Source organism: Flavobacterium sinopsychrotolerans (assembly GCF_900110375.1).
Lineage (GTDB): Bacteria > Bacteroidota > Bacteroidia > Flavobacteriales > Flavobacteriaceae > Flavobacterium > Flavobacterium sinopsychrotolerans.
Map to the genome: position 1 here is coordinate 1 of NZ_FODN01000009.1, position 13,814 is coordinate 13,814.

The following is a 13,814-nucleotide window of genomic DNA, read 5'->3' on the forward strand; positions in this document are numbered from 1 at the left end:
TGAAATAAATTCAGTGTAAATGTTTCAGTATCAACTTTTTATTTTCTTTATCTCAGTATGTTAAGATATTATGTAACTGATGTTTATATAACTATAAACAACATTACAGTAATTGCCCAAAGCAATTATAACCTCTTAAGGTGGTTATTGCGGCGGGGCTCACCTCTTCCCATCCCGAACAGAGTAGTTAAGCCCGCCTGCGCAGATGGTACTGCAGTTATGTGGGAGAGTATGTCGTCGCCTTTCTTTAATCTGAACTAGTTTCAGATTCTATTAAATCCTCATCATTTATTTGATGAGGATTTTTTGTTTTATAACTCTCCGAAGTGTTCACACAACGCCTCGGCTGGTCGTCTTCCTTTAAAGAATCCTCATCTTGAATTTGATCTGGATTTTTTGTGTTTAATAAGGTTTTTTATTAGATGCTTATCGCTTTTACGCACGGATTTTATGAGAATTTTGTTTTAAGAAAAGACTAGTGTTTAAAGAATTTTAATTTGGATCATTCATATAAACCGAACTACGTAGAGGTAATGGTATTCGAGCGAATAGTTATATTTATTTTTGGTTAAAAATAGGGTGAATTAACCTATGATTATATAAACCGATGATACGAGCTATTAAAGATTCTAAATCTTAGGACATAAAAGAATTATACCTCTCATTATGTATGAAAAGAATATAGTTAAAAGTCTTGAATAAGTTCATTGAAATAGCCAAACACGAGTTTAAAATTGAGATTGTAAAAAGATTTGGTTTGATGCAGTCCATGAAATAAGTTATCATTCAAGAGTTAATGCTGCAAATATGTAGGTCTGATGCTCGGTTGCAACAAGGAAGTCTATAATAAGCATAAATTATTTGATTAAAATGAAAGCTTTGATAGAGATCAATTGAGATGTTTAGTTGTCTCAGTACACTAAAAGCAACTTAAAACCGGCGTAAAGATATAGCATTTATAGCTAGTGAAAATTTCTAAATCTAATCCTGGAATTACTCTAAATAGACCAGAATTGCTTTGGGTTGTAGATATTATTTATCTTCTAATTGAGTATAAAATGTATTATTTACATTTTGTAACATATGCTTATACAAGGAAAATAGTAGGGTAGAAATTGACGGATAACCTTTATGGCTACTTTCTCTTTAAATAGCGTTATAATGGCTGTAATCAATAGGGAATAGATTGGGAAATCTTATTTACCATTTTCAGTAGACTTCTACAATATTATAGTAAAAAACATAAGGAATATTTAATCAAAAAAATATTCTAATATGTATGAAATAAGCAATCGGATCGTATAAAAATGTCATTGCTGATTGTTAATGGAATTTTAAAAGAGGGTTTTGGATTTTTTAAAACCTTTGAGAATTATTAAAATCCAAAAATCAGGTACAACAAGCTGTCTTTTTTTATAAATTGATTATTGTGGAATACTTAAAATAATATCGGCTTTTACCTAACCGTGAATCGTTTCTTGTTTGCCATAGTTAGTGATAATTGAAGTTTCAAATTCAATCCATTCCTTCCAACGTTTGTCTACATCTATATTGTCAGCGTATTTTCGTGCAAATCCCAGAAAAGTAGTGTAATGCCCCGCTTCAGAAATCATTAGATCTCTGTAAAAAGTAGCCAGTTCAATATCTTTTATGTTTTCTGATAAAACTTTAAACCGTTCGCAACTTCTTGCTTCAATCATAGCAGAAAACAGCAATCGATCGCAAAGAGCATCTTTTCGACTGCCATCTTTTTTCATAAATTTAAAAAGTTCATTTACATAATGATCTTTCCTTTCTCGACCTAAAGTCAATCCTTTGCTTTTGATTAAATTATGAACTAATTGCAAATGATCTAATTCTTCTTTTGCAATGATTAACATTTCGGTTACTAATTCTTCTAATTCGGAGTTATAAGTAACTAGGCTTATCGCATTTGATGCTGCCTTTTGTTCACACCAAGCATGATCCGTCAAGATTTCTTCTATATTCGATTCAACTATATTTACCCAACGAGGGTCTGTGGCTAATTTTAATCCTAACATGATACTGAAATTTATTTAGAACAAAATTAGTGTTTTCTAATCTATTTTTTGTCCAAATGACCAGATTGAACTCAAAATAGCATTATTTTGTAATTGAAATTTTATAATACTATGAATCAAGTTCAAAAGCTTTTAATTATCGGTTTTGTATGGCCAGAACCTAATTCGTCCGCAGCAGGAGGAAGGATGATGCAGCTGATTTCACTTTTTAAAGCACAAGGTTTTAATGTTACGTTTGCCAGCCCTGCTCAAAACAGTGATTTCATGGTTGATTTACAAGAATACGAAGTTGATAAGAAATCAATTGAACTTAATAATTCCAGTTTTGATTTTTTTATAAAAGAATTAAATCCATCAGTAGTTTTGTTTGATCGTTTTATGATGGAAGAACAATTTGGTTGGCGCGTTGCCGAAAATTGTCCGGATGCGTTACGATTGTTAGATACCGAAGATTTGCATTGTCTAAGATTGGCTCGCCAGAAAGCATTCAAAGAAAACCGTCTCTTTAAGACTACTGATTTGTTTGTTGAAGAGATTGCAAAACGGGAAATTGCCAGTATTTTGCGTTGTGATTTGTCTTTGATGATTTCCGAATTTGAAATGGAATTACTAGAGTCTGTATTTAAAATTGACCCATCTTTATTGTACTATTTGCCTTTTTTGTTGGAACCGATTGACGGTGCCCAAATGCAGGAATTGCCGACTTTTGAAGAACGAGAAGGCTTTGTTTTTATTGGAAATTTTCTTCATGAGCCTAATTGGAATGCGGTTCAATATTTAAAAGATACAATTTGGCCTTTAATTAAAAAAAGTCTGCCAGAAGCTGTGTTGAATGTGTATGGCGCTTATCCTTCACAAAAAGTACTGCAATTACATAACAAGAAAGAAAGCTTTTTAATCATGGGACGAGCGATTGATGCTCAAGAAGTAGTTCAGGAAGCACTAGTGGTTTTAGCTCCCTTGCGTTTTGGTGCAGGTATTAAAGGGAAATTATTAGAAGCGATGCAATGCGGAACGCCAAGTGTCACGACTTCCATTGGTTCTGAATCCATGCATGGATATTTGCCTTGGAATGGCTTTATTACGAATGATATAGCTGATTTTGTCGATAGAGCAGTACAATTGTATCAAGGTAAAACAATTTGGCTTAAAGCCCAACAAAATGGATTGGAAATTATTAATCAACGCTATTCTAAAGGTTTGTTCGAGAGTGACTTTAGAACTAAAATAGAATTTTTATGCTCTAATTTACAGCAACATCGATTAAATAATTTTATGGGTTCCATATTGCAACATCATACTTTGAAAAGCACCAAATATATGTCGCGTTGGATTGAGGAGAAAAATAAATAAAAAATCCCGTCAAGTTTTAGAAACAAGACGGGATTTGTGTTTTAAAATCCGAGATATTACGCAAGCATCGTAACTGGGTTTTCTATAAATTGTTTCAATGTTTGTAAAAATTGAGCTCCAGTTGCGCCATCAATTGTTCTGTGGTCGCAAGCTAAAGATAGCATCATCGTATTTCCTACTACAATCTGACCATTTTTAACTACAGGTTTTTCTACAATTGCTCCTACGGATAGGATAGCAGAATTTGGTTGATTGATGATAGAGTTGAATTCTGTAATACCAAACATTCCAAGATTAGAAACTGTAAAAGTACTTCCTTCCATTTCTGTAGGTAATAATTTTTTGTTCTTAGCTCTTCCTGCAAGATCTCTTACGCTTCCGCCAATTTGAGATAAACTCATAGCGTCTGTAAAACGTAATACTGGAACTACTAATCCGTCTTCAACAGCTACAGCAACTCCTATGTTCACATGGTGATTGATAAGAATTGAATCTTCTCTCCATTGTGAATTCACTTTTGGATGTTTTTTCAAAGCCATTGCGCACGCTTTGATCACCATATCGTTAAACGATACTTTTGTGTCAGGAACGCTGTTGATGATAGTTCTAGATTTCATAGCTTCATCCATTGCTACCTCAATTACTAAATTGTAATGTGGAGCTGTGAATAAAGATTCTGCTAAACGCTTCGCTATGATTTTTCGCATTTGCGAATTCTTGATTTCTTCTGTGAGAACTTCTCCTGCTGGAACAAATGGTTTTGCAGCAGCAACAGTTTCTATTTTTGCTGGTGTAGTTGCAGTTGTCGGCGCCGGAGCAGCTGCAGTTTGTGGGGTAAAGTTTTCGATATCGCTTTTTACAATACGTCCGTTTTCACCAGAACCTTTTACTTGTGTCAATTGGATCCCTTTGTCACTTGCAATTTTCTTTGCTAATGGTGATGCTAAAATTCTTTGACCATCAGTTGATGGTTCTTGAGCGACTGGTTCCGAAGCTTTTTCTGTTGAAGCAACTTCTTTTTCCTCTGCAACTTCAGGAGCAGCTTGTGGCGCTCCGCCAGTTTTATAGTTTTCAGCAATTCCGCTGATATCAGTTCCTGCAGGTCCAATGATTGCTAAAAGGCTATCAACTGGCGCAGTATTTCCTTCTTCGATTCCTACGTATAGTAAAGTTCCTTCGTTGAAAGATTCGAATTCCATCGTAGCTTTATCAGTTTCGATTTCAGCAAGAATGTCTCCTTCGCTTACTTTATCGCCTACTTTTTTCAACCAAGTAGCTACTGTTCCTTCAGTCATGGTATCGCTTAAACGCGGCATGGTGATAACTACAACTCCTTTTGGTAATGAAGCTGTTGCGGGTGCTGCAGCTTTAGTAACTTCAGTTGTCGTTGCTATTTCTTCAGTAACTTTTGTTTCTTCAGTTCCTTTTGTTTCTTCTTTTGCTGGAGCTACATCAGCTGGTTTTCCGGCTAATAATGCTGAAATATCTTCACCTTCTTCTCCTATAATTGCTAATAAAGAGTCAACTGGTGCAGTTTCACCAGCAGGGATTCCTATGTGTAAAAGTGTTCCTTCATTGAAAGACTCAAATTCCATTGTTGCTTTATCGGTTTCAATTTCTGCAAGGATATCACCTTCGCTTATTTTATCACCTACTTTTTTTAGCCAAGTCGCTACCGTTCCTTCCGTCATCGTATCGCTCAAACGAGGCATTGTAATTATTGTTGCCATAATTGATTTATAGTTTATGAGGTAAAAATGGATAGTTCTCTTGTTCGTATACTACATCGTATAGCTGTTGAATAGGAGGGTATTCAGATTCTTCGGCAAATGTTACACATTCTTCCACTAAATTTTTTACTCTTTGATCAATTGCTTCGATTTCTTCTTCTGTAGCATATTTTTGATCTTTAATTACATCTAAAACTTGAGTAATTGGATCAATTTTTTTGTACTCTTCTACTTCTTCTTTCGAACGGTATAATTGTGCATCCGACATAGAGTGACCTCTATAACGGTATGTTTTCATTTCCAGGAATGTTGGTCCGTCTCCACGACGTGCTCTGTCAATTGCTTCAGTCATTGCTTCAGCAACTTTTACAGGATTCATTCCGTCAACAGGTCCACAAGGCATTTCGTAACCTAAACCTAATTTCCAGATATCAGTATGATTGGCTGTTCTTTCTACAGAAGTTCCCATGGCATATCCATTGTTTTCAACAATAAATACAACTGGAAGTTTCCATAACATAGCCATGTTAAACGCTTCATGTAAAGATCCTTGACGTGCAGCACCATCACCAAAATAAGTCATAGTAACACCGCCGGTTTCAAAATATTTGTCTGCAAAAGCTAATCCTGCACCTACAGGAATTTGTCCTCCTACAATTCCGTGACCACCATAAAAACGATGCTCTTTTGAAAAGATGTGCATAGAACCACCCATACCTTTTGACGTTCCGGTAACTTTTCCTAAAAGTTCTGCCATTACACGTCTAGGATCAACTCCCATACCTATTGGTTGAACATGATTTCTGTAAGCAGTAATCATTTTGTCTTTTGTCAAGTCCATAGCGTGCAATGCACCAGCTAATACTGCTTCTTGACCGTTGTATAAATGTAGAAAACCTCTAACTTTTTGTTGTATGTATAATGCTGCAAGTTTGTCCTCAAACTTTCTCCAAAGCAGCATGTCTTCATACCACTTTAAATATACTTCTTTTGTAACTTCTTTCATCTGAATTTTTCTTTTGCTAAAGTGTTATTGTATTATCAATTTGTACTATAACGCAAAATAGTTTCCTCCCACAAATTTGCGAAATGCAAAAATAAGACATTCCAAGTAAGAACTAAAATTTAATAGGCAATTTTTGGAATTTTTACAAGAATTTTTTATCGAACATAAATGGGAGTAAATTTTTCAGAGATTCCGACTTGTAAATTGCGCCAATTTCTCCCATAAAATAGATTTCGATAGGAGTCTCTTGTCGAATTTCATATTCTGCAATTGATTGTCTGCAAGATCCACAAGGCGGAATTGGAGCCGTAGTTTGGTTTGTGTCCGATGCAGCTGTAATTGCCATTTTTAAAATTTTGGCTTCCGGATAAACTGCTCCGGCATAAAAAATTGCGACACGTTCTGCACAAAGCCCTGACGGATAAGCTGCGTTTTCTTGATTAGAACCAAGTACAATTTTTCCATTGTCTAAAAAAATTGCAACTCCAACTCTGAATTTGGAATAAGGAGCATAAGCATTCTTTCGTACTTCAACAGCTTGCGTCATTAAATCCTGAATGTCATTTGGTAAATCTTGAACAGAATCGAATACTTTGAATTGAGTGGTAATTGTTATTTCTTTCATACTTTTTTAAGGAAAAAAAATCCAAACTTCATAGTGTTGAAGTTTGGATTGTTATTTGTGGATTTTATTTATGTTTAATATTCGTCATATTTATCTCCAAAATTGAAGGTAAGTGAAAAACGCAGGGTGTTTTCTAATGGGTTTTTTACTTTTGATGCCGAGAATAAATACGAAACATCTACTTTGACAACATTGTATTTGAAACCTGCTCCAAGCGATAAAAATTGTCGAGCTCCTTTTAGCGGACTTTCGTGAAAGTAACCCAAACGCATCGCAAAGGAATCTTGGTACAAATATTCTGCGCCTACAGCATAAGTGACCTCTTTTAATTCTTCGCTGAATCCATCAGGAGCATCACCAAATGATTTGAAAACCCCGGATGTCCATCCAATAGAACGGTAATTGTTTGAGGTCTGTGCATTTTGTTCAGCTTGAGTTATGTCTTCAGGATCATTAAAATCACCATCATTATTAGTGTCAACTGGCGATCCTGGAATTTGGGGAGTTGGTACTAACAATTTATTAAATTCAACATTTAAGGAAACCTTATTGAAATCGTCTAAAATAAAATCAAAACCAGTTCCTATTTTTAAATTAGCAGGTAGGAAGTTGTTGTTTAAATCATCATTATCATAACTAATCTTTGGACCTAAATTTTGAATGTTAAATCCTGCTCTCCATCTCCCGTTGAATTCATTGTAGGCTATTTCTTCAGACTGGTAAAAACCAGCGACATCAACAGAAAATGAACTTGCGGATGATGCATCATTACCTTCAGAAGGTACTTTCAGGTTGGAATTAATAAATCGTCCTGCGATTGCCATAGAGAATTTTTCACTTAGTTTTAATGAATAAGATCCATCAATAGCAAACTCGTTTGGAGAAACTATTCTTGGTTCATCATTTGAATCCTGTCTTAGTTCAATTTCACCCAAACCAAAATATCGAATACTCGCTGCAAATGCACTTCTTTCATTAAGTTTGTTATAATAGGTGAATTGACCTAGTGAAATGTCATTTACTAAATCAGTAAGATAAGGCGTATAGCTGATCGAAAATCCTTGTGCATCTGTTGCAAAAGCATATTTTGCTGGATTCCATTGCTGAGAAAATGCATCGGCAGATGTTGCCACTCCCATGTCTGCCATTCCAGCTGCTCTTGCATCTGCAGCAACCAATAAAAAGGGAACTCCAGGATTTAGGACTCTGTCCTGTGCTATTGCAAAAGAAATTGCAAAGAAACAGACAAAAGTCAAAGCTATTTTTTTCATTATCATAGGAATTTTATTAGACAAATATAGTATATTATTAAAGTATTACAAGTTTTTCAAATTTTTCGGTTTTTTTGTTTGTCAAACTTGATTTAACGGTAAGTTTATAAACATAAACGCCTTTTCCTATTTTATCTCCAAAATCATCTTTGCCGTCCCAAGTAATTTCTTTGGATAAAAATCCTTCAGTTGTTATAATTTGATTTTTTGTCCAAACTATTTTGCCTGTTATTGTCATTACTTGAACTTGCACTTCAAGTGGTTCATAAGGCCTGTTATGTGTAAACCAAAATTCAGTATAGCTGACAAATGGGTTGGGATAATTCAATACATGTGTTAATGTTATTGTTTCATCACCGACCACAATAAATTGTATTTCGGCAGTTATTGGGTTGTTGTAAACATCCCAAGCTTTGAATGTTATAGTATGTAATCCAGCAGCTAAATTGCGTAATGGAAATCGAAGCGTTCCACTTGTAAAATCATCCAGTTTTGTTTGATAGTAATCATTTAAAATAAATGGGTTACTCACATCTCCATCTAAAATAGCAACAATGTCGTGGCCTATTCCACTAGCTGTATTTATTCCATTTTCATCTTCAAGCAAGGCAACAAGAAATGGGGATTCGTTTGTTGTTCCGCCGGAAACAAAAGTTTCATCGTTCATATATAACTTAACTCTTGGACTAATATTGTCTGCTGTTGCATTTTCATTTATTCCGCCTATTTTTATGCTGGAATCATAACCTGTTTCGTTTTGGAATACTTGGTTTTTTTTGGCATAAAAACTAATTCTTCCGTTTGCTAAAGGAATTCTGATGTCTCGGGGTACAACGAAGCTAAATTCAAATTTTCCATTAGTAACGGATGCATTTCCTCTAAATATAGTTTCCCCTAAAATATTAAAATTAAAGGCTGGACTATTTCCATCATTGTTATTGGTTGTTCTTGAAATACTTTTGTCAAAAATTATAGTAGAAACTTCTCCGTTATAATTTGTTAATGGATTGTTATTCTCATCAGTAACTTCCCCGTTTAACTTAATTTTAGATAATGACTTGAAATCGTCTATAGGTTGAGTAATATCAATATCATTTACTTTTGTCAATCTGATTTTTGGTTTCGCTACAGCAAGCATTAAGGCAGGGTCACCAATATAAAAGACAACATTTGTCGCTGAATTTGGATTGCTGTTTTTTGAGATTCTTAGTGCTTCTGCAATTGATGTGTATTGGCTTGAACCATATGATAATAGATTTTTTGTAAAAGTATCATTGAAGTTTTCTGCGCTAAACTGACCTATAGATCGTATCGTAGTAATCATGGAAATTGCTCCCCCTTTTGGGTTCCAATACGTATATTCCCCGGCGGTTGGCCTAAAGGGATTGTCAAAACGAGAGAATTCACAAGTGATAGTTATGAATAACGGATACTTGCATTGATTGCTCAAGTTCTGTCCATCTGATTTTTCCCAAATCCGTTCACTTGACAGTCCATCCTCACCACCATGTCCTAAATAATTAAATACCAAAGCTCCTTTTTCAAAGGCGTTAAAAAAATCGGTTCGGGCTTTGGGATATCTTGAGCCTCCTGCTGAAGCTTCCTGTACGTAGGAGTCTAACAGGATTTTATTCACGTTCAAAAATGGTTTTTCTGAAGCAATTGCATCGGCAAGGATGTTTTGTCTGTTTTGTAAAGTGGCATCCGAAGATAAATCAGAATCATCGGAAACTAATACAAAGTTATTTCTCCAGCTGCCATAAGATTTTAAATCGTGGTATTCAATTACCTTGTTTACCATTTCATCAGCCTGTTTGGTGTCGTTGACCAACATTCTTCCCACAGCAATATCGATTCCTCCAAAATAGGATACAATATTCCCTTCCGACGGATCCATTAATCCAAAAAAGTCATCAGAGGCAAAAGAGGATTCTCCTGTTGTGCTACTATTTAAGGAGTGATATATAGGAACAACATTCGTATTGTTTATGATTCTATTTTTAAAATCGTAAGAAGCATCACCAAAAAGATTGATATATTTCACTCTTTTCTCTGGTGCTGATGCATTTTCATAAATGTATTTGATGCAGTTTCTTATGGCAGCAATATCTTGTTTTCCCGAAGAGAATTCCTGATATATTGATTCTAAAGTAATCACTTTTACATTCAAGTTGGAATGATTTCTGTGAAAATTAGCTAATTTTTCTGCCTGATTGGCTAAAAAAAATGGCGAAATAATTACATAATCAATGTCCTGAAATTGGCCTTGTCCATTGTTAAATACTGTGCCTTTTAGATTTTGATTCTTAATTTTTGTTTTGCTGTCTTTTGATGGCGTGTAATAATCGGATGCGTCTAGAGCAATGTATTTTCTGAGTTCTCCCAGATTTGCTTTAAAGTTTAATGTATTTTGATTTAAGTTATCAACTTTGGTTATATTATCAGTTTCAGTAATATCCCAAATTTGAGTAATCCCGGTCGCATTCGAAATTTCGTAATTTGCAATTCCTAGACTCGAAACGGATTGATCGTATTGAAAATGAAATTGTTTTCCGTAGCCTTGAAGTTTTCTCTTTGCAATAAGCCGCATGTTGTCCAAAAAACCTTTGGAACCTGGAACCCCATTGTTGTTGTATTTTAATTTTATTTTTATGTTTTCGGCTCCAGTAAAATTCGAGTTATTGGGTAAAAATCCTAAGATAAATTCGGTTTCTGAATTACTGTTAAGAGCTGGAAATGAAATAGTGCCAGCTGTATTTCCGTTTGCAATAACATCAAAAGAGGTTGGGGTTAGTGCGGCTGAAGCGGCTGTCAGCATAATTTTTACTGGAACTGAAGAATCAATGTTGGGGAAAACAAAATCAAATTCCTGTTCGTCTTTGACTTCAAATGATTCGCCAAACCATTGACGGCCCAGACGTGTAATGTTAATGAGGTCCAATTCGTGGTACTGATGATCGTCAAAAGTAGTTAACGTCACAGTGCTGTTTCCTGTAGCTTGAGCTAAAGGGGTAATTCTTTTTCCATCTGAACCCTGTACGGTAATGTAATAATAGGATTTATCATCATACAGATTGACATGAGTTTTGCTTTCCTCATTCCAGGAATCAACTCCTTGCCCGTAAAAAAGAATGTAATCTTCATTATTGAAGACACCATCACTTTCACCGGTAATTTGAATAGCGTTCTCAGCCAAGTCATTTGGGTAGTAAAGACTATTTGTTAAGGGCAGCATGCTTCCGCCATTGCCGTAAATTTTTATTTTTCGTGGGTCTATAGTGTTTACGTCAAGCCCAAGTTGCTGCAGGAAGCTTTTGGATATTTTATATACACCTGATTTTTCAACATAAAATTGAAACCAATTGCCATTTGCCAATACAGAGTTAGAAATACTATTGGCCGTTTTGTTAAGTTGTGAGATTCTAGAATTATTGTTTTCTACTTCATAAGAAAAGGATTTGACACGTTTGAATCCAAAATCGTCTTTTATAATTGGAGAAATAGTGAGAAAAGCCTCTCTGATGTCTCTCGAAGTAGAAACAATTATGGTAGGATTAGTTGCTTTTGGGATATTTTCAGAGGCTAAATCACCAAGCTCAGAAAGTGTAATCGCTTCATAAATGACATTAGTGATTTGAATTTTGTTTTCGTTAAAATAGGGCGTCTCTTTTAATTTAATTGTATGAGAAAGAATTTTTTTGGAAGCATCATAATGAAAACTATTACCTGAAAATTGGGGGATATTTACTTTGAAATTGCCATAAGACATTTCTTTTATGCCTAACCATTCAATAACAGCATTCCCTTTAATTTGAGCAAATGAAAAAAAAGGAATTAATGTCAAATATAGCAGAAGTGTTTTTCTCATTGTTTTGTAAATCGTGGTTCAAGGTATTGAATAATTATTGAGTAAAAATAAATCATTTAACGTAATTATAAATAATAAATATTATAAATTTGCGTTCGTATTTATACAAATATAAAATGGAATTCAGTTGTAATTATTTATTAAAAAAAGGATGTTGCAGATTAAATGTTAATTATTATATTGCGGCTTCAAAAATTATCACCTACTAAAGAGTATGAAAGTAAAGAAAATTATGGTCTTACGATTGATGTTATCAATTATATTGATTGTCTGTTTGGCTAGTTGCAGTAAAAAATCTAGCTCTAAAAATTCATCAAGAGCAACAGGTTGGAATGTTGATGGTAAAAAAGCAGGCTCAAGTAATAAAAAACAAGAAGCAGGACCAGGTTTGGTTTTTGTGGAAGGTGGAACTTTTACTATGGGTAAAGTGCAGGATGATGTTATGCATGATTGGAATAATGCTCCAACTCAACAACATGTTCAATCCTTTTATATGGATGAAACTGAAGTGACTAATTTTATGTATTTAGAATATTTAGATTGGTTGAAAATGGTATTCCCACCTAGTGAGGAAAATTATAAAAATATATACGAAGGAGCTTCTCCCGATACTTTAGTTTGGAGAAATAGGTTGGGTTATAATGAAACTATGACCAATAATTACTTAAGACATCCTTCTTATGCAGAATATCCAGTTGTAGGTGTGAATTGGATTCAAGCAGTTGAATTCAGTAAATGGAGAACTGATCGTGTAAATGAAGCGGTTTTAGAAAAAAATGGGTATCTGAAAAAGAATGCTAAAACTACAGATGTAAGTGCAGAAAGTTCTTTCAGTACTGAGACATATTTAAAATCTCCAACAAGTACTTTTGGTGGTAATGAAGAGATTGTATTAAAAGGAGGAAGAGGTTCTAAAAAGGCTAAAGCTCCAAAAGCAGATAAAGACGGTAAGATTACAGAAGAAAAAAATGTATATGCACAAAGATCTTCTGGGATTGTTTTGCCGGAATATAGACTTCCTACCGAAGCTGAATGGGAATATGCTGCAGCAGCAGATGTAGGTCAAAGAGAATATAATACATATAAAGGTCAGAAAAAATACCCTTGGTCTGGCGGGTATACTCGCTCTGGAAAAAGACAAAGTAAAGGGGATCAATTAGCCAATTTCAAACAAGGAAATGGTGATTATGGTGGAATAGCAGGATGGTCAGATGATGGTGCTGATATTACTAATGAAGTAAAAAAATATCCAGCAAATGATTTTGGATTGTATGATATGGCTGGAAATGTTGCTGAATGGGTTGCCGATGTATACAGACCAATTGTAGACAATGAAGCAAACGATTTTAATTATTTTAGAGGGAATTTATACACTAAAAATAAAATTGGTGCAGATGGTAAAATTGAAATTGTTACTAAAGATAATATTCAATATGACACTTTAAGTAACGGTAGAATTATAGCTAGAAACTTACCAGGAGAGATTGCGCAAGTTCCCGTTGATGAGCAAGAAACTTATTTGAGACAAAATTTTGATAAAAGCGATAACATCAATTATAGAGATGGAGACAAGCAGTCAACTAAATATTATAATTTTGGATCTTCCGATTCAGATGATGAAAAATCTAAACAAGAAAAATCCATGTATAATTCTCCTAGACATAATGTAACAACTGATAGTTTAGGTAAAATGGTTAGGAAATATGATGCCTCAAATAAAAGATCTACTTTGATTAATGATCAGGTAAGAGTTTATAAAGGTGGTTCTTGGAGAGATAGAGCATATTGGCTAGATCCTGCCCAAAGAAGATATTTTCCTCAAGATATGGCAACAGATTATATAGGTTTTAGATGTGCAATGTCTAGAGTAGGTCCAAAAGCTGAAAAAAGAAAATCACCAAGAAATTAATTTTTTTATA

At 34.4% G+C, this 13,814-nt stretch carries 8 protein-coding genes and 1 rRNA gene; 3 read left to right on the forward strand and 6 right to left on the reverse strand.

The genetic code is table 11. The features are described 5' to 3' along the window. Positions 1-136: 136 nt before the first annotated feature. Positions 137-246, forward strand: a 5S ribosomal RNA gene (gene rrf / locus BMX64_RS13920). Positions 247-1,460: 1,214 nt separating this feature from the next. Here the strand turns inward: rrf and miaE are convergent. Continuing rightward, positions 1,461-2,042, reverse strand: coding sequence for a MiaE family protein (miaE, locus tag BMX64_RS13925; protein WP_091173449.1), 582 nt, complete (start codon positions 2,040-2,042; stop codon positions 1,461-1,463). Between the two features lie 111 nt (positions 2,043-2,153). Between miaE and BMX64_RS13930 the strand changes: the two genes are divergently transcribed. Next, on the forward strand, positions 2,154-3,395 hold the full coding sequence (locus BMX64_RS13930; RefSeq protein WP_091173452.1) for a glycosyltransferase: 1,242 nt from the start codon (positions 2,154-2,156) through the stop codon (positions 3,393-3,395). 56 nt (positions 3,396-3,451) lie between these two features. Here BMX64_RS13930 and BMX64_RS13935 read toward each other — a convergent pair whose 3' ends face one another. The 5 genes from BMX64_RS13935 to porU form a co-directional block, all read right to left on the reverse strand. After that, positions 3,452-5,125, reverse strand: a complete 1,674-nt coding sequence (locus BMX64_RS13935) for a pyruvate dehydrogenase complex dihydrolipoamide acetyltransferase (RefSeq protein WP_091173457.1) — start codon at positions 5,123-5,125, stop codon at positions 3,452-3,454. Between the two features lie 7 nt (positions 5,126-5,132). After that, complete coding sequence (gene pdhA, locus BMX64_RS13940) at positions 5,133-6,131, reverse strand: pyruvate dehydrogenase (acetyl-transferring) E1 component subunit alpha (RefSeq protein WP_091173462.1); 999 nt, start codon at positions 6,129-6,131, stop codon at positions 5,133-5,135. A 142-nt stretch (positions 6,132-6,273) separates the two neighbouring features. Further along, a complete protein-coding gene (gene cdd / locus BMX64_RS13945) occupies positions 6,274-6,756 on the reverse strand; it encodes a cytidine deaminase (RefSeq protein ID WP_091173465.1) in 483 nt (160 codons plus the stop codon). A gap of 74 nt (positions 6,757-6,830) precedes the next feature. Beyond that, the gene (gene porV / locus BMX64_RS13950) at positions 6,831-8,027 is read right to left on the reverse strand and encodes a type IX secretion system outer membrane channel protein PorV (protein ID WP_091173469.1); all 1,197 of its coding nucleotides are present in this window, start codon (positions 8,025-8,027) and stop codon (positions 6,831-6,833) included. 37 nt (positions 8,028-8,064) lie between these two features. Continuing rightward, positions 8,065-11,895 (reverse strand): type IX secretion system sortase PorU, encoded by a 3,831-nt coding sequence (gene porU, locus BMX64_RS13955; protein ID WP_091173472.1) that lies wholly within the window; start codon positions 11,893-11,895, stop codon positions 8,065-8,067. A gap of 214 nt (positions 11,896-12,109) precedes the next feature. Between porU and gldJ the strand changes: the two genes are divergently transcribed. Further along, entirely contained in the window at positions 12,110-13,804 is a 1,695-nt protein-coding gene (gldJ, locus tag BMX64_RS13960; RefSeq protein WP_091173478.1) for a gliding motility lipoprotein GldJ, read from the forward strand. Positions 13,805-13,814 lie beyond the last annotated feature (10 nt).

Bases quoted from the DNA above. Each gene is read 5' to 3' on its own strand.
- miaE (WP_091173449.1), bottom strand. From the start codon at position 2,042: ATGTTAGGATTAAAATTAGCCACAGACCCTCGTTGGGTAAATATAGTT.
- BMX64_RS13930 (WP_091173452.1), top strand. From the start codon at position 2,154: ATGAATCAAGTTCAAAAGCTTTTAATTATCGGTTTTGTATGGCCAGAA.
- BMX64_RS13935 (WP_091173457.1), bottom strand. From the start codon at position 5,125: ATGGCAACAATAATTACAATGCCTCGTTTGAGCGATACGATGACGGAA.
- pdhA (WP_091173462.1), bottom strand. From the start codon at position 6,131: ATGAAAGAAGTTACAAAAGAAGTATATTTAAAGTGGTATGAAGACATG.
- cdd (WP_091173465.1), bottom strand. From the start codon at position 6,756: ATGAAAGAAATAACAATTACCACTCAATTCAAAGTATTCGATTCTGTT.
- porV (WP_091173469.1), bottom strand. From the start codon at position 8,027: ATGAAAAAAATAGCTTTGACTTTTGTCTGTTTCTTTGCAATTTCTTTT.
- porU (WP_091173472.1), bottom strand. From the start codon at position 11,895: ATGAGAAAAACACTTCTGCTATATTTGACATTAATTCCTTTTTTTTCA.
- gldJ (WP_091173478.1), top strand. From the start codon at position 12,110: ATGAAAGTAAAGAAAATTATGGTCTTACGATTGATGTTATCAATTATA.